Origin of the sequence: Enterobacter soli (assembly GCF_964208575.1) — a bacterium.
In the GTDB taxonomy this organism is placed as follows: Bacteria; Pseudomonadota; Gammaproteobacteria; order Enterobacterales; family Enterobacteriaceae; genus Enterobacter; species Enterobacter soli_A.
In genome coordinates this window covers 1-16,621 of record NZ_CAXOFU010000008.1, presented here as the reverse complement: position 1 = coordinate 16,621, position 16,621 = coordinate 1, and the positions used below count along the sequence as shown (strand labels likewise).

The window sequence follows — 16,621 nt, the reverse complement described above, 5'->3', positions numbered from 1 at the left end:
GGCGCGTAGCCGGGTCAGGATATGAAAAAGCCTCTGTTCATCTGCGTGGTGTTTGTCATGATTATTGCTTCAGCTGCAAGTCTGCCTTTTGTTCTTAACGCCGGATTTGGCCAGCCGCCGCAGGGTGAGCAGCTCAATGAGGTCGAAGCTTCTCCGCACTATCGCGACGGGAAGTTCCACAACGCGCTCCCGACGCCGGGCTTTACCGGCGAGCAAAATATGCTGGTGGCGTGGTGGCAATTTCTGACCCGCAAAACCGAAAACGCGCGTCCTGCGCAGCCGCTGCCGTTGGTGAAGACCGATCTTGCCAGCCTGCCGCTGGAGGAAGACACCCTGGTGTGGCTTGGACACTCCTCCTGGTATATGCAGCTCGCGGGGGAACGCATTCTGATCGACCCGGTGCTGGGCGACTACGCCGCGCCGTTCTCGTTTCTTAACAAAGCGTTTGCCGGAGAGTACCCGTGGCGCGCGGCGACCATGCCGGAGATCGACCTGCTGATTATCTCCCACGATCACTACGATCATCTGGACTACGCCACCATCAGAGCATTGCTGCCGAAGGTAAAGCGCGCGGTCACGCCGCTGGGCGTGGGATCGCACCTGCGCTACTGGGGCATGAACCCGGACATTATCGACGAGCGCGACTGGAACCAGTCGGTGCGCATCAGCGATGCCCTCACCGTGCACGTGCTTCCGGCGCGTCACTTCTCCGGACGCGGGATCAAGCGCGATCGGACGCTCTGGGGCAGCTTCATGTTTGTCACGCCGGAGCAAAAAATCTACTACAGCGGGGATTCCGGCTACGGCCCGCACTTCAAAGCCATCGGAGAACAGTTTGGCGAGGTGGATTTAGCCATCATGGAAAACGGCCAGTACGACCAGGACTGGAAGTACATCCACATGCTGCCGAATGAAACGGCCCAGGCCGCGGCGGATATCAACGCGAAAGCGGTTGTGCCGGGGCATAACGGGCGCTTCGTGCTGGCAAAACACACCTGGAACGACCCGCTGATCCAGCTGGCAAAAGCCAGCCAGGATAAAAGCTACCGGCTGCTCACGCCGGAGCTGGGCGAGCCCGTTCGCGTGGGCGATACCGCCCAGCAGTTTAGCCAGTGGTGGGAATAATGTTTAATCGAGGAGTAGAGGGGGAGAGCAGTATGACTATTTCCGCTCAGGTCATCGACACCATCGTCGAGTGGATTGACGACAACCTGCATCAGCCGTTGCGCATTGAGGAAATTGCCCGTCACGCGGGATATTCGAAATGGCATCTGCAGCGGCTGTTTATGCAGTACAAAGGGGAGAGTCTGGGGCGCTATATCCGCGAGCGCAAGCTGCTGCTGGCGGCGCGCGATCTGCGCGAATCGGACGAAAGGGTGTATGACATTTGCCTGCGCTACGGCTTTGATTCGCAGCAAACCTTCACGCGCATCTTCACCCGCACCTTCAACCAGCCGCCTGGGGCCTACCGCAAAGAGAACCACAGCCGCACGCACTGAGTCGCTTTAAGCCCGGGGGCGGCTGCGCCTTGCCGGGTTTACCGTCGTTATCGTTACCGCCGCCCGGCAACGTCCCCTGACCGCCACTAAAACCCTCGTTGGTTGCTTCAATCAATATTGCAAATCATTACCATTTGCATTAGCGTTGTGGGCAAATTTCGTTGGGGAACAAGCGGTAATGAACAGGGTCTGGAGCGGTTTGCTGTTAGGGATCGGTACGCTGCCCGCGCTGGCGGCAACGTGCGAGCATTCATCCATTCAGGGTGAGGTGAAGGGGAAATTTGATGCCAGCGGCGAAGTTTGCTTTGTCCTGCCCGCCCTCGGTGAAAACTACGTTTCCGCCACGCTGAACGGCGTGACGGATGCCCGTCTGCTGGATGGGCAAAACCGCCGCATTCGTACCCTGATTGAACATGGCCCTGCGGATGGCGAACACGCGCTGCTCTTTGCCCTGCCGGTACGGCAAAGCACGTCGCTGGTGCTGCATGGCGAGGAGGGTAAGCCCTGGCGTTTTCGCTGGCAAATGAAAGAGACCGCGCCGCTCTCCCGCACGCAAGTGCTTGACCCCGAAAGCCCCGCGCTAAAAGCGCTGGCAACATCTCTTGCGGCCGGCGGGAGTACAGAGGCGTTCTGGCAGGAACAGGCTCGTCAGGGAACGCCGATGGTGGAGCCGGTGGATGCCGGCCACAAGCGGGTGACGTTTTTATGGCGCGGGGCGCGGGATAACGTGTTTCTTCTCGGTTCCCCGGCGGGGGAGCACGATCCGCTGTTCCGCCTCGGGAGCAGCGACGTCTGGTTTCGCAGCTTCGTCGTGCCTGCCGATACGATCTTGCAGTACAAGCTGGCCCCGGACGTGCCGGATATCAACGGATCGCCGCACGATCGGCGACGGGCGATCCTGGTGAGCGCCCAGGCCGATCCCCTCAACCCTCACGCCTTTGGTGAACCGAACGCGGATCGCTGGAACCGCTTCTCGCTGCTCGATCTCAGCCAGGCGCGCTACTTCTCCACGCAGGCGATGGCGCAGCCGCTGGTGAACGGCACGCTGACCCGCGAGACGTTCACTAGCCAGATCCTGGGCAACGCGCGGGAGGTGATGATTTACAAGCCGCGTGGCGCACAGCCCGCGCGCTGGACGCTGGTGCTTTTCGACGGTCAGATTTATCAGGATGAATACCGTTTCGCCAACGTGCTGGACGGCCTGATCGCCCGCCACCATCTGCCGCCCGTCAACGTGGTCTTTATTGACAGCCTTGACCATCCCCGCCGCGGGCACGAGCTGCCGCCGAACCCCGATTTTGCCGATTTTATGGCGCACGAGCTGCTGCCGTGGCTGCGCGGGCAGGGCGTTGCGATGCAGCGCCAGAAAACGGTGCTGGCGGGCTCCAGCTACGGGGGGATTGCGGCGTCGTGGGTAGCGCTGCGCTATCCGCGCCTGTTTGGCAACGTGCTCAGCCTGTCGGGATCGTACTGGTGGGCGCCGAAAGGGGAGGCGCCCGGCTGGCTGACGCGCCAGTACCGGCAGTCGCCGCGCTATCCGATCGCTTTCTGGCTGCAGGCAGGGACGTTTGAAATCGCCGGGCCGGGCGGCGGCAACTATCCTGGCACCCTGGCGTTTGAGCAGGTGCTACGGGAAAAAGGCTATCGCGTCAGCTTCCATCCGTGGTCCAGCGGCCATGATTACACGGCGTGGTGCGAAGCGTTGATCCACGCCATGCGCGACTTTACCGGCTTACGACGCCAGTGAGAACCAGCGGCGCCAGACGAAGCGCAGAATGAAGAATTCGATGGCGCCGAGCAGCAAAAACCACAGGCAGAAGAGGATGGTGTAAAGCTGGTTAAGATCGACCAGGTGGAAGGTTGCCATCATCTTTTGCGCCAGCACCAGCCCCAGCGAGGGCGCGGGTAACAGCAGGCAGGAGAGCAGAGCCATCAGTAAAATGCCTCCGGCTGTTAGCAGCGATTCTAACGGGTGTTTCATATTAATGTTAATCGTCAGTTAAAAAAGTTATTGTCCGGGAAATTGTTTCGTAAAGCAATATAAACCCAGCCGCTCGTTTTTAATCAAACAAAAGGCGCATTCCGGAAAATATCACCAGAAACAGAATAATATTCCTGAAGCGATTAAATTAATATTGGCTTGTGTAAATTAATGTCTGCTTCAGGTGAATAATTTTACAAATGTATATGTGCTATATCCAATTAACGTTGCAATAACAATGGCAGCGATTATATACAACGCCAGGCGGCGCCCGCGATAAATGCCAAACATGGTGTCTCCTTGTTTAGAGTTGGTTTAGAAATATTTTGTAAGAATCATCTTAACAAATTTAGTGTAATTAGTTTTGAATAACCCGTCAGTAATTATTTTGCGGTAGATCAATTTACACCGCAAGAATTTAAAACGGCAGTTATCAATAATATTTAAGCCAGAAAGGAATTCAGGCTTCCGTCCACCGGATATTGAAGGAATTGAATCAATGACCAAGATGATAAACTCACAAAATATGCCGCCCGCAGGGGGGAGTGTGCAGGGCAAAGCCTACCAGCAGACCGTTGAGCAAGTGCTTGCTCACAAGCAAAGCCAGGCTAACGGCCTCGACCGCGCGGAAGCAAAAGCGCGCCTCGATCAATATGGCCCAAACGCCCTGCCGGAGAAAAAGGGCAAACCCGCCTGGCTGCGTTTTCTCGCCCATTTTAATGATGTGCTGATATATGTCCTGCTGGCCGCCGCTGTGCTGACGGCGGTAATGGGGCACTGGGTCGATACGCTGGTTATTTTAGGCGTGGCGGTCATTAATGCGCTGATTGGTCATATCCAGGAAAGTAACGCGGAAAAATCGCTGCAAAGCATCCGCAATATGCTCTCCAGCGACGCGCGCGTTATTCGCAACGGCAGTCATGAAACTATTCCAACAACTGAAATAGTCCCGGGCGATATTATTGTATTACGCGCGGGCGATCGTATTCCGGCAGATATGCGCCTGATTGAAGCGCATAATTTGCGCGTGGAAGAAGCCATTTTAACCGGCGAATCCACCGTGGTAGATAAACACACGCAGCCGCTGGAAGGCGAACTGCCGCTGGGCGACCGCACCAACCTGGTGTTTTCCGGCACCACGGTCAGCGCCGGTGGCGGCGTGGGCGTCGTCATTGCCACCGGGCAGGACACCGAGCTGGGCCACATCAACCAGATGATGGCGGGCATTGAAAAGCACCGTACCCCGCTGCTGGTGCAGATGGACAAACTCGGCAAGGCGATTTTCGTCATTATTCTGGCGATGATGGCGGCGCTGTTTGTCTTCAGCCTGGTGCTGCGCGATATCCCGATGGGCGAGCTGCTGCTCTCCCTGATTAGCCTGGCGGTGGCCTCCGTACCGGAAGGTCTGCCGGCGATTATCTCCATCATTCTGTCTCTCGGCGTTCAGGCGATGGCGCGCAAGCGGGCCATTATCCGTAAGCTGCCGACGGTCGAAACGCTGGGCGCGATGACCGTGGTCTGCTCGGATAAAACCGGCACCCTGACCATGAACGAGATGACCGTGAAGGCGATTATCACTGCCGACACCTGCTACCGCGTGGACGGCAACAGCTACGAGCCGGTGGGGAACATCTACCTTGAGGGCAGCGACGAGCCGGTGCAGATCCAGCCGGACACCGTGCTGGAGCAGTATCTGCGCACCATCGACCTGTGCAACGACAGCCAGCTGATTCAGGACGAGCGCGGGCTGTGGGGCATCACCGGCGGGCCAACCGAAGGGGCGCTGAAGGTGCTGGCGGCGAAAGCCCACCTCGCGCCGGTGATGACCACCCTTATCAACAAGATCCCGTTTGACTCGCAGTACAAGTACATGAGCACCCACTACCAGATTGGTAGTGAGGAGCAAATCCTGATCACCGGCGCGCCGGACGTGATTTTCGCCCTGTGCGAGCAGCAGCAGACCCGCAACGGCGCGGAAGCCTTCAACCGCGCGTACTGGGAAGCGGAGATGGAGCGCTATGCGCGTCAGGGGCTGCGCATGGTTGCCGCGGCGTTCAAGCCGGCGAACGGCGAAGCGTCGCTGACCCATGACGACCTCAGCCACGGCCTGATCTTCCTCGGGATTGCCGGGATGATGGACCCGCCGCGTCCGGAAGCTATCGATGCAATCCACGCCTGCCAGCAGGCCGGGATCCGCGTCAAGATGATCACCGGCGATCACCCGCAGACCGCCATGAGCATCGGTCAGATGCTGGGGATCACCAACAGCGCCCAGGCGGTGACCGGATACCAGCTGGAGAAAATGGACGACCAGGAGCTGGCGAACGCGGCGGTGGAGTACGACATCTTCGCCCGTACCAGCCCGGAGCATAAGCTGCGCCTGGTGAAAGCGTTGCAGGACAAAGGCGAAATCGTCGGCATGACCGGTGACGGCGTGAACGATGCGCCAGCGCTGCGCCAGGCGGACGTCGGGATCGCGATGGGCATCAAAGGCACCGAAGTGACCAAAGAAGCGGCGGACATGGTGCTGACCGATGACAACTTCGCGACGATTGCCAGCGCGGTGAAAGAGGGGCGTCGCGTCTACGACAACCTGAAGAAAACGATCCTGTTCATCATGCCAACTAACCTGGCGCAGGGTCTGCTGATTGTGATTGCGCTGCTAGCGGGGAATATTATTCCGCTGACCCCGGTGCTGATTTTGTGGATGAACATGGCGACCTCCGCGACGCTCTCCTTCGGCCTGGCCTTTGAAGCCGCCGAGCGCAGCATCATGAAGCGCCCGCCGCGTCAGACCGGACAGCACGTCATGGACGCCTTTGCCGTATGGCGCGTGGCCTTCGTGGGCACCATGATCGCCATCGCCGCGTTTGCTCTGGAAGCCTGGCTCGCGCCGCGCGGCCACAGCGCGGAGTTCATCCGTACCGTGCTGCTGCAGATGCTGGTGTGTGCGCAGTGGGTCTACATGATCAACTGCCGTAACACCGACGGGTTCTCCCTGAACCGCGGCCTGCTGGCGAACAAAGGTATCTGGCTGGTGACCGGCGTGCTGCTCCTGCTGCAGCTGGCGATTATCTACCTGCCGTTTATGCAGATGCTGTTCGGCACCGAAGCCCTGCCGCTGCGCTACTGGGCTATCACCCTGGTGATTGCGGGCGCGATGTTCTTTGTCGTCGAAATCGAGAAGCGACTGACCCGCAGGTTCCGCAAGGCTGCATAACCCAAACCTTACCCCTCACCCAGCCCTCTCCCTGACGGGGAGAGGGTGTTCAAATTCCCTTTTCCCTTCAGGAAGAGGGGGAGGGGAAAATACTGAGGTACTCCCATGAAATTCCCACTCCTGTTCGCCCTTCTCGCCGCTACCCTGCAACCTGCCTTCGCTGCCGCAATCCCCGTGCGCGTCGCCGCCGTGGAGCAAGCCGCCCACGCCGCAGAGCGCCAGATCCCGGGCCGTGTTGAAGCCATTCACACCGTTGAACTGCGGGCGCGCACGGAGGGCGTGATTACCAAAACCCATTTCCGCGACGGGCAGTATGTGAAAAAGGGCGACGTGCTGTTTGAGCTGGACGACGCCGAGCCGCGTGCCGCGGTGCGCCTGGCTCAGGCGGAGGTGAAAAGCGCTGAAGCCACGCTGCGCCAGGCGCAGCAGCAGCTCACGCGCTTTGAGAGCCTGAAAACCGGCAACGCCATCAGCCGTAACGATGTCGATAACGCACGGATGCAGCGCGACGTGGCGAGCGCCGCGCTGGAGCAGGCCCGGGCACGCTTAGAGGCGCGCAACGTCACGCTGACCTACACCCGCATCGTATCCCCCATCGACGGGCGCGTGGGGCACAGCCGTTTTCACCAGGGCAGCCTGGTGAATCCGTCCAGCGGCGTGCTGGTGGACGTGGTGCAGCTTGACCCGATCCGCATCGCCTTTGCGCTGGAAGAGGGGGTGTTTGCCACCAAGGCCGGGCAGCACGCGGACATCGGCAAGCTGAAGCAAGCCTGGCTTGCGCAAATTGACACCGACGGCGGACGCGAAAGCGGCGAGTTAACCTCGGTGGATAACCGCATCGATCCGCGAACCGCCAGCGTGATGGTGCGCGCCGAGTTTGCCAACCCGCGCCACGCTCTGCTGCCGGGAGGCAGCATTAACGTCTGGCTGCGTCCGCAGTCGGCGCAGACCGCGCTGTTTATCCCCGCGGCGGCCGTGGTGCAAAACGGCAGCGGATTCTTCGCCTGGGTCGTTGACGCGCAGAACAGCGTGCAAAAGCGCCCGCTGACCCTTGGCGCACAGTCGGGCCAGCAGTATCAGGTGCTTTCCGGCCTGCGCGCAGACGAGCGCGTGGTGACGGATGGCGCGCAGCGTTTGCAGGATGGCATGACCGTCCAGGTACTGAATTAAGGAGCCGCTATGCTGACGTTTTTCATAAAACGCCCGCGTTTCGCGATGGTGATTGCGCTGGTTATCACGCTGCTGGGGGCGATTGCCCTCAGGCTGATCCCGGTGGAGCAGTACCCGCAAATTACGCCGCCGGTGGTCAACGTCAGCGCGTCCTGGCCGGGCGCCAGCTCGGCTGACGTGGCTGAGGCCATCGCCACGCCGCTGGAAACCCAGCTCAACGGCGTGGATCACATGCTGTACATGGAGTCCACCAGTTCGGACGAAGGGGCCTACAGCCTGAACATCACCTTCGCCGCGGGCACCGATCCCGATCTGGCGGCTATCGACGTGCAAAACCGCGTGGCGCAGGCGCTCGCGCAGCTTCCCGCAGAGGCGCAGCAAAACGGCGTGCAGGTGCGCAAGCGCGCCAGCAACCTGATGATGGGGGTAAGCCTTTACTCACCGGAAAACACCCACTCGCCGCTGTTTGTGAGCAATTACGCCAGCACGCAGGTGCGTGAAGCGCTGGCGCGTCTGCCGGGCGTCGGGCAGGTGCAGATGTTTGGCGCGCGGGATTACAGCATGCGCATCTGGCTGCGTCCGGATCGCATGAACGCGCTCAACGTGACCACCGACGATATCGCCCAGGCGCTGCGCGAGCAGAACGTGCAGGGCGCAGCGGGCCAGGTGGGCACGCCGCCAGTGTTTAACGGCCAGCAGCAGACGCTGACCATCAACGGGCTGGGGCGTCTTAACCAGGCCGACGATTTCGCCAGCATCATTATTCGTGCCGGAGAGCAGGGCCAACTGGTGCGCCTGCATGACGTCGCGACCATCGAGCTGGGCTCCCGCAGCTACAGCTCCGGGGCGCAGCTGAACGGGCATGATTCCGCCTATCTCGGCATTTACCCTACGCCGTCCGCCAACGCGCTGCGCGTGGCTGAGGCCGTGCGCGGCGAGCTGGAGCATCTGGCGAAACGCTTCCCGCAGGATCTGACTTACGAAGTGAAGTTCGACACCACGCAGTTCGTGGCGGCGACCATCAAGGAGATTGGCGTTTCGCTTGCGCTGACGATGCTCGCGGTGGTGGTTGTGGTGTCGCTGTTTTTGCAGAGCTGGCGAGCAACCCTGATTGTGGCGCTCGCCATTCCGGTGTCGCTGATTGGCACCTTTGCGGTGCTCTACGCGCTGGGCTATTCCGCCAATACCCTGAGCCTGTTCGCCATTATTCTGGCGCTCACCATGGTGGTGGATGATGCCATCGTCGTGGTGGAGAACGTTGAAACGCTGATGGCGGAAGGGCAGAGCCGCACGGCGGCGACCGCCCTGGCCCTGCGCCAGATTGCCGGGCCGGTGATTGCCACCACCCTGGTGCTGCTGGCGGTGTTTGTGCCGGTGGCGCTGCTGCCGGGGATTGTCGGCGAGCTGTACCGCCAGTTTGCGGTCACGCTTTCGACCGCCGTGACGCTCTCAAGCATGGTGGCGCTGACGCTGACCCCGGCGCTGTGCGCCCTGCTGCTGCGCCCGCGTCCTGCGCGCCCGGCGGCGATTTTCCGCGGCTTCAACCGCGGTCTGGACGCCACGCGCCGGGGCTATACCCGTCTGGTGACTGTCTTCAACCTGCGCCCGCTGCTGGCGCTGGCGGCGACCGCCGCCGCGGCTGCCGTGGTGGCGTTCAGCTTTATGTCGATGCCAAAGGGCTTCCTGCCGCAGGAGGATCAGGGCTACTTCTTTGCCAGCGTCCAGCTGCCGGAGGCGGCCTCTCTTGAGCGTACCGAAGCGGTGATGACGAAGGCGCGGGAATTGAGCGCGGCCAACCCGGCGGTGGAGGATGTGATTCAGGTGTCCGGGTTTAATATCCTCAACGGCACCAGCGCGTCGAACGGCGGGTTTATCTCGGTGATGCTGAAAGACTGGAGCGAGCGCCCGCCGCTGGATGAGGTGATGGGCACGCTGCAGCGCCAGCTTCTCGCCCTGCCGGAGGCGACCATCATGACCTTTGCACCGCCGACGCTGCCGGGGCTGGGCAACGCCTCGGGCTTTGACCTGCGTATTCTGGCGCAGGCCGGACAAACCCCGGCGGAGCTGGAGCAGGTCACGCGCGGCATTCTGCTGAAGGCGAACCAGCATCCGCAGCTTCAACGCGTCTTTACCACCTGGAGCAGCAACGTGCCGCAGCTGACGCTGAGCGTCGATCGCGAGCGCGCGGCGCGTCTGGACGTGCCGGTCTCGCGGATCTTCAGCAGCCTGCAAACCGCCTTCGGCGGCACGCGCGCCGGGGATTTCAGCGTCAACAACCGCGTGTATCACGTGGTGATGCAAAACGAAATGCAGTGGCGCGAGCGCGCGGAGCAAATCAGCGATCTGTACGTGCGCAGCAACGGCGGCGAGCGGGTGCGGCTGAGCAATCTGGTGACCATCACCCCAACCGTAGGCGCGCCGTTCCTGCAGCAGTACAACCAGTTCCCGTCCGTGTCGGTGAGCGGCTCGGCGGCGCAGGGCGTGAGCAGCAGCACGGCGATGGCGGCGATGGGCGAACTGCTGGCCGAAAATCTGCCCGCCGGGTACGACTACGCCTGGAGCGGCATGTCGTATCAGGAGCAGCAGACCGGGAATCAGGCTATCTGGATTGTGCTGGCGGCGGTGGTGATGGCGTGGCTGTTCCTCGTCGCCCAGTATGAGAGCTGGACGCTGCCCGCCAGCGTGATGCTGTCGGTGCTGTTCGCCATCGGCGGTGCGCTGGTGTGGCTGTGGATGGCCGGATACGCCAACGACGTGTACGTGCAGATTGGTCTGGTGCTGCTGATCGCCCTCGCGGCAAAAAACGCAATCCTGATCGTTGAGTTCGCCCGCACGCGGCGCAACGAAGGGCTGGCGATCGTCGAGGCCGCGCGCGAGGGGGCGTCACGCCGCTTCCGTGCGGTGATGATGACCGCAGTGTCGTTCATTATCGGCGTACTGCCGATGATGCTCGCCACCGGCGCCGGGGCGCAGAGCCGTCGCATCATCGGCACCACGGTGTTTAGCGGAATGCTGGTGGCGACCGTCATCGGGATCGTGTTTATCCCGGCGCTGTTTGTGCTGTTCCAGCGCCTGCGCGAGTGGGGGCACCGGCTTACGGACTAGTCGCCCAGAGTTCGCAGTGTTTTTGCACCAGCGAGGTCAGCGAACCGCCGTCGTTGATGAAATCCCGCATTTGCTGCGCCTCGCTTTTGCCCTGTTTCAACATCAGGGCAATTCCCTCAACGGCGCTTGTTGCCCCCAGCTTTTCCGCAGAGGGGGCAACGCGCTCCAGCAGCCAGGCAATGTCTTCTGCAATGGTTTTTTGCTCCCCGGTATGAACGTCCGTCAGGATCCCCTCCAGCCCGTAGCGGCAGGCCTGAAAACGGTTAAAGCGGTAGAGCAGAAAATCTTTTTCCTGATGTTTGAAGGGCCGCGTGGTCAGCAGCCAGTGCGAGGTCGCCTGGATTAGCCCGGCGATGTTAATCGCGTGGGCCAGGGTCAGCGGCGTATCCATCACCCGCACCTCCACGGTGCCAAAGTGCGGGCTGGGGCGGATATCCCAGTGCAGATCCTTAATGCTGTCGATCATGCTGGTGGAGCTTAGCCGACGGAACAGCCCTTCGAATTCCGGCCAGCTGTTGACCCACGGCATCTGCCCGTTGTCCGGGAACCCGGAAAAGATGTTCAGGCGCGACGAGGCAAACTTCGTGTCCGTGCCCTGCATATAGGGCGACGCCGCTGCCAGGGCGATAAAGTGCGGAACAAAGTGCGACAGGCCGTGGAGCAGGTATATGGCATCGTCACCGTTTCGACAGCCGATATGCACGTGCTGACCGAACACCGTGGCCTGCAAAATCAGATACCCGAAGTGCTCGAGGGTCACGTTGTAGCGTTCATCTTCGCACACCTGCTGACGCTGCCACTTCTGAAACGGATGCGTCCCGCCGCCGCAAATCTGGATATGCTGCTCGCCCGCCGCACGCAGTATGCTCTGCTGCATCGCGGAAAACTGTGCGGCCGCCTGGTTGATGTCCTGACACACGCCGGTAGCGATTTCGAGCATGCTTTCGGTGATATCGTGCTTCACCTCGCCGGCTTTGATGTCGTTTTTCACGGTGGCGATCAGGGCAGATGAGTCCTGGCTGAGATCGTACCCCGGCGGATTAACCACCTGGAGTTCGAGTTCAATGCCCATGGTAAAGGGTTCAGAGGAATGAAAGTCGGGTAATGGCATGGCGCACTCCGTTGTCTGGTATGGGTTGAGTATAGACAACGGCGGGTGAGCCTTGGGCCGCGACACGGCCTTCCCCTACACACAATCCGTTATAGATTCTGAAGTCCACCCCTGGTCAAATCAGCCCAGCAACAACCAAACCCCCACGCCCAGCATTATCACGGCCATGAGCGCATTCATTAAAATCTGGGGAATGAAGGATTTTTCGCCACGATAATGATAAACGTAGGGCGCCATCTTTCGGTATTCCTTAAACACGCCTTTCTTATAAGAGGTATAGCTGTCGATAAGCGCATAACAGCCTAAAAAAAACGAAAGACAAATAACAAATATCTTCACTCTCAACCCCCTGCTCTTTATGGGTATTAACCTCACCAAAACTCTCGCCCCCGGCCGCATTGTGTTTTACACTCCGCCCTGCAAAAATTGAGTTAACGAACGATCAGACAGGCGGTAGCAGCGATGAACGGTACAATCACAACGTGGTTTAAAGATAAAGGCTTTGGATTTATCAAAGATGAAAACGGTGACAACCGCTATTTTCATGTGATTAAGGTCGCTAACCCTGATCTGATCAAGAAAGACGCGGCGGTAACCTTCGAACCCACCACCAACAACAAAGGCCTTTCTGCCTATGCGGTGAAGGTTATCCCTGAAAGCCAGTACATCTATATTGCGGGTGAGCGTCTGAAACTCACCTCTATCAAGTCTTTCGTGGTGTTCAGCGAGGAAGTACCCGCTGATACCGGTATTGATAAAGCCAATGCGGTGCTGTCGGTCGGGCTTCTGATGAACAACATCAAACCGAAAACCGCGGCCAAGCCGGGTGAAATGCGCACGGTGAAAAAACTGGCGATCACCACCTTCCAGAAAACGACGCATATCTTCTCGGAAGACGAGATTGATATCGACGCCACCATCAAAATGCTTAAGTAATTCGGTGCCGAAATTCTGCACCTGATATCCGCAGAATTTCGGCATTGCCTTCAGGTTTCAGTGCGTCGCGAGCATCGGCTCCTTCACAAACTCCGCCAGCAGCCAGACCATATCGTGCAGCAGCCCGGTGAGATCGTTCTCCACCCCGGCTGGCAATGTCCCCCCCTGAATCGCCTGAGTTAACGCCAGCGCATAGTCCACCTGGAGCGAAGCCTCCTGCCAGCAGGCCGGTACGCAGGAGCGAACCTTTTCGCCTTCAACCAGCCGTTCGATCAGATGCGGCGCAAGCGCGGTATCGCAACGCGAGCGCAGCGCAGCGAGCGTGTCGTTCAGACGCTGGCACAGTGCGGCGCGGGTTTCGGCGTCGGGCGTTTCGACCAGCACGCTCACGTATGCCGTACAGGCATCGGATAATTCAACGCGATCCGCAGACGCTGAAACAGGCATTGCCAGTAAGTGCTGAATAAAGCTTTCTTCAGATTGCGGGTAAGACAGGCCAGGGATAGTAGCCATTTGGCATCCTCTTTATGCAAAAAATAATTAACCACCAGGTGAGTACCTACTCTCAGAGGGGGCAACGCTGACGGAGGTAGGAATACCGTGCATAAAGAAAACGGCCAACCTTAGGGTTGCTCCGTCAGCGCCACCTGACTGAAAGGCGCTGCCGCGATAAAAATAGCGTTTTATGCCAACGGGTTCCTACGCCCGATTGCGGGTTGTGCCGCAACGCAGGCACTTTACGACCACCCAAAAATAAATAAAAGCCTTATCCCTGCATTAAGCGCGGTTACTTTTCAGGTTTGCGAGGCTCCTTCCAGAAAGCGTCGGAGCCGCGCACTTTTCGTTCGCCTTTTAAGCTGCTATAACAAATTCCTTACCTTTCAAGGAGTCCCCCCTGTGCCGGAAATCAACCAACATGGTCAGACCGTTAACGATCCCGTTCCTGACTGGAACGGCGCGCGCGTCCTTACCCGCACGCCGCTGGCGGGCCGCTACTGCCGGCTTGAGCCGCTGAATACTGAGCGCCACGCCGCCGATCTGTTTGATGTCTACTCCCTGGGCGACGACAGCGACTGGACGTGGCTTGCCAGCACCCAGCCGATGAGCGTTGAGGCCACGGCCCATTGGGTGCAGGGAAAAGTGATGGACGACGCGCTGGTGCCCTATGCCGTTATCGATTTGCGCTCTGAACGCGCGGTGGGCCTGGTGAGCTATATGGCGATCGAGCGGCAGCAGGGCTCCGTCGAGATCGGCCACGTCACCTGGTCACGCAGGATGAAGGGCTCTCGTCTGGGAACGGAAACGGTGTGGCTGCTGCTGAAAAATGCTTTCGCGCACGGATATCGCCGCGTGGAGTGGAAGTGTGATTCGATGAACGTCGCCTCGCGCAGCGCCGCCGAACGCCTGGGGTTCGTCTGGGAAGGCCGTCTGCGCCAGAAGCTGGTGCGTAAAGGGCGCAACCGCGACAGCGATATGCTCTCGATTATCGATGGCGAATGGGACGCTCGGGATGCCGAGCTTCGCGGGTGGCTGGCAGAAGAGAACTTCGACGGGGAAGGGCGGCAGATTCAGCGCCTCGAGGCCTTCAGGTGAAGGCCTGAGGTTTAAATTTTTCCGCTGAACAGCACGGGCCCGGTAGGCTGGCCCGTCGGCGAGCCGCCTTTTGGCTCGAGGCTGATGGCGATCACGGCATCCGCGTTGATGGTTTCGTTTTTCACGGTTAGCCGGGTCGGCGTCTGGTTATCCACCAGGCCGAGAGAGACCGGCGCCTGCCCGGACGGGATCAGCCACAGCTCCAGGCTTTGGCTGGCGGAAAGCGCGGCAGGGCGCAGGGGCGTAACGTTCAACCGCTGGCGATCGGCATCCGCGCTAACGACCCACTGCCCGTGCTGCTGCGCGTCGTTAAGCACCACCAGCGGGGCGAGCGCGGGTTCCCGTGTTGCTACCCAGGTCACGACGCTAAGGGCCGCGATGGCAGCGGCCGTCAGCCAGCCCAGATAAGGTTTGCGAGTGCGAACGGGCGCTTGCGCGGGCAGGCTAAGCTCGATTTTCTTCCACACCGCTTCGGGCGGCGGGACGGGAGCAAGATGATTGTCCAGGGTGCTGAACAGGCTTTCCCAGCGCGCCACGCGTTTCGCCAGGCCCGGGTCGTGGATCAGGCGTTTTTGAAATCGCAGTCGCGCCGCGCCGCGCAGGGTGCCGAGCGCGTATTCGGCTGCCAGCGCCTCGTCGCGTTTTTCGTTCTCATTCATAGCCCGACGCACTCCCGAAGATGTTCTATCGCGCGGCGTATCCAGCTTTTGACCGATCCAACGGGCTGCTGGAGCCAGCCTGCGATATCGCTGTGGGACATGCCCTGATAATAGGCCAGCGTAATACTCTGGCGCTGTTCCGCACTGAGATGCTCAAGGCAGTGGCGCAGGCGGTCTGCTTCGGCGTCGTCATGCCAGCCGTTGCGCTCGTCGCTCTCTGTGATGTCCAGCATCTCGGTGTACTCTTCTTCGTTGCGCGCCTGGCGGGCAGGCCCGCTGCGCAGCCAGTCGATGCAGCGATTGCGCACAACATGGGTAAGCCAGGTTATCGGCGAACTGAGCGTAGAGTCGTAGGTTTCCGCCTTATTCCAGACGGTGATGAAGCAGTCGTGCAGCACCTCTTCCGCCCAGCCGCGCTCGCGCAGCATGCGCAGGGCGACGGCAAAAAGGTGCGGCGAGGTCAAACGGTACAGCTGTTCAAATGCGCGGCGATCGCCTTTCGCGACCGCCTGCATTAATTTTATTTGTCGCTCAACCAGCACATTGTCCATGTTTTTACCGGAAGTCAGCATTCACTTCCGAAGTATAGACAACTACTTAGGCATCAGGACGGTATCGATCACATCGATGACGCCATTTTTCTGGTGGACGTCATAGGTGCTGATATTGGCCACGTTGCCTTTGCCGTCTTTAAGCTGAATGTTGTGCGGTCCGTTGCTCATTATCCACAGCGGCTGCCCGTTAACGGTTTTCAGCTCCGCGTGCCCGCCACCCTGTTTGATTTTCGCTTCCAGCGCTTTCATGTCGTACTTACCGGCTACCACGTGGTAGGTCAGAATGCTGGTGAGCACCGCTTTGTTTTCGGGTTTGACCAGATTATCCACCGTCCCGGCGGGCAGCTTCGCGAACGCGGCGTTGGTCGGCGCGAAGACGGTAAACGGCCCTTTGCTCTGGAGCGTGTCCACCAGGCCGGCGGCTTTTACCGCCGCCACCAGCGTGGTGTGATCTTTCGAGTTAACGGCGTTTTCAACGATATTTTTGCTCGGGAACATTTCTGCTCCCCCCACCATCACCGTACCTGAATCCATTGCCGCTGAAGCGCCTGCACAGAACAGTAAAGCGCTGGATACACATGCAACACTGAGTAGCTTTTTCATCATTTATCCTCGGAGTAAGGAGCAAAGGCGTTGCTCACATACAGACATACGAGGGCAGGGGGGGAATTGGATGCAGGATGATGAAAATAAATTTTGGGGAGTAATGCGTGCCTGCCGCCTACGATCGAGGAATCCCCGGTAATTATTTAATCAGGAAGCGGTAAGCGTTTTACATAAGGTGCAAAAGTCA

At 59.7% G+C, this 16,621-nt stretch carries 15 protein-coding genes; 8 read left to right on the top strand and 7 right to left on the bottom strand.

Going from position 1 to position 16,621, the window contains the following annotated elements; translation table 11 throughout:
- The first annotated feature begins 21 nt into the window (after positions 1 to 21).
- The 3 genes from AB6V08_RS10135 to AB6V08_RS10125 all read left to right on the top strand — a co-directional run bounded on the left by AB6V08_RS10135 (position 22) and on the right by AB6V08_RS10125 (position 3,246).
- Positions 22 to 1,125, top strand: a complete 1,104-nt coding sequence (locus AB6V08_RS10135) for an MBL fold metallo-hydrolase (protein ID WP_368542544.1) — start codon at positions 22 to 24, stop codon at positions 1,123 to 1,125.
- A 32-nt stretch (positions 1,126 to 1,157) separates the two neighbouring features.
- The gene (locus tag AB6V08_RS10130; RefSeq protein WP_020885132.1) at positions 1,158 to 1,499 is read left to right on the top strand and encodes a RamA family antibiotic efflux transcriptional regulator; all 342 of its coding nucleotides are present in this window, start codon (positions 1,158 to 1,160) and stop codon (positions 1,497 to 1,499) included.
- A gap of 178 nt (positions 1,500 to 1,677) precedes the next feature.
- A complete protein-coding gene (locus AB6V08_RS10125; protein ID WP_368542543.1) occupies positions 1,678 to 3,246 on the top strand; it encodes an alpha/beta hydrolase-fold protein in 1,569 nt (522 codons plus the stop codon).
- Here the strand turns inward: AB6V08_RS10125 and AB6V08_RS10120 are convergent.
- Positions 3,232 to 3,480 carry a DUF1158 domain-containing protein gene (locus tag AB6V08_RS10120; protein WP_368542542.1) on the bottom strand — a complete coding sequence of 83 codons (249 nt, stop codon included), beginning with the start codon at positions 3,478 to 3,480 and terminating at the stop codon, positions 3,232 to 3,234. The two genes, AB6V08_RS10125 and AB6V08_RS10120, sit on opposite strands and share 15 nt — an antisense overlap.
- 499 nt (positions 3,481 to 3,979) lie before the next feature.
- Between AB6V08_RS10120 and AB6V08_RS10115 the strand changes: the two genes are divergently transcribed.
- From AB6V08_RS10115 to AB6V08_RS10105, 3 genes are all read left to right on the top strand, one after another.
- Positions 3,980 to 6,700, top strand: a complete 2,721-nt coding sequence (locus AB6V08_RS10115) for a cation-transporting P-type ATPase (protein ID WP_368542541.1) — start codon at positions 3,980 to 3,982, stop codon at positions 6,698 to 6,700.
- A gap of 105 nt (positions 6,701 to 6,805) precedes the next feature.
- The gene (locus AB6V08_RS10110; protein ID WP_368542540.1) at positions 6,806 to 7,870 is read left to right on the top strand and encodes an efflux RND transporter periplasmic adaptor subunit; all 1,065 of its coding nucleotides are present in this window, start codon (positions 6,806 to 6,808) and stop codon (positions 7,868 to 7,870) included.
- Positions 7,871 to 7,879: 9 nt separating this feature from the next.
- A complete protein-coding gene (locus AB6V08_RS10105; protein ID WP_368542539.1) occupies positions 7,880 to 10,975 on the top strand; it encodes an efflux RND transporter permease subunit in 3,096 nt (1,031 codons plus the stop codon).
- On the opposite strand, the gene AB6V08_RS10100 is transcribed toward AB6V08_RS10105, so the two are convergent.
- Both AB6V08_RS10100 and AB6V08_RS10095 read right to left on the bottom strand, forming a co-directional pair.
- Positions 10,965 to 12,086, bottom strand: coding sequence for a YbdK family carboxylate-amine ligase (locus AB6V08_RS10100; protein WP_368542538.1), 1,122 nt, complete (start codon positions 12,084 to 12,086; stop codon positions 10,965 to 10,967). The two genes, AB6V08_RS10105 and AB6V08_RS10100, sit on opposite strands and share 11 nt — an antisense overlap.
- A 120-nt stretch (positions 12,087 to 12,206) precedes the next feature.
- Positions 12,207 to 12,425 (bottom strand): hypothetical protein, encoded by a 219-nt coding sequence (locus AB6V08_RS10095; RefSeq protein WP_368542537.1) that lies wholly within the window; start codon positions 12,423 to 12,425, stop codon positions 12,207 to 12,209.
- Positions 12,426 to 12,548: 123 nt separating this feature from the next.
- On the opposite strand from AB6V08_RS10095, the gene AB6V08_RS10090 reads away from it, so the two are divergent.
- A complete protein-coding gene (locus AB6V08_RS10090) occupies positions 12,549 to 13,022 on the top strand; it encodes a cold-shock protein (RefSeq protein WP_368542536.1) in 474 nt (157 codons plus the stop codon).
- A 57-nt stretch (positions 13,023 to 13,079) separates the two neighbouring features.
- Here AB6V08_RS10090 and AB6V08_RS10085 read toward each other — a convergent pair whose 3' ends face one another.
- Positions 13,080 to 13,535, bottom strand: coding sequence for a hypothetical protein (locus AB6V08_RS10085; RefSeq protein ID WP_368542535.1), 456 nt, complete (start codon positions 13,533 to 13,535; stop codon positions 13,080 to 13,082).
- Between the two features lie 384 nt (positions 13,536 to 13,919).
- Between AB6V08_RS10085 and AB6V08_RS10080 the strand changes: the two genes are divergently transcribed.
- Positions 13,920 to 14,615, top strand: coding sequence for a GNAT family N-acetyltransferase (locus tag AB6V08_RS10080; protein WP_368542534.1), 696 nt, complete (start codon positions 13,920 to 13,922; stop codon positions 14,613 to 14,615).
- Positions 14,616 to 14,626: 11 nt separating this feature from the next.
- On the opposite strand, the gene AB6V08_RS10075 is transcribed toward AB6V08_RS10080, so the two are convergent.
- Genes AB6V08_RS10075 through AB6V08_RS10065 form a run of 3 tightly spaced genes read right to left on the bottom strand, consistent with a single transcriptional unit; the run spans position 14,627 to position 16,431 of the window.
- Positions 14,627 to 15,274, bottom strand: coding sequence for an anti-sigma factor (locus AB6V08_RS10075; RefSeq protein WP_368542533.1), 648 nt, complete (start codon positions 15,272 to 15,274; stop codon positions 14,627 to 14,629).
- Positions 15,271 to 15,825 carry an RNA polymerase sigma factor gene (locus AB6V08_RS10070; protein ID WP_368542532.1) on the bottom strand — a complete coding sequence of 185 codons (555 nt, stop codon included), beginning with the start codon at positions 15,823 to 15,825 and terminating at the stop codon, positions 15,271 to 15,273. The genes AB6V08_RS10075 and AB6V08_RS10070 overlap by 4 nt, the downstream gene beginning before the upstream one ends.
- A gap of 42 nt (positions 15,826 to 15,867) precedes the next feature.
- A complete protein-coding gene (locus AB6V08_RS10065) occupies positions 15,868 to 16,431 on the bottom strand; it encodes a fasciclin domain-containing protein (RefSeq protein WP_368542531.1) in 564 nt (187 codons plus the stop codon).
- Positions 16,432 to 16,621: the final 190 nt, after the last annotated feature.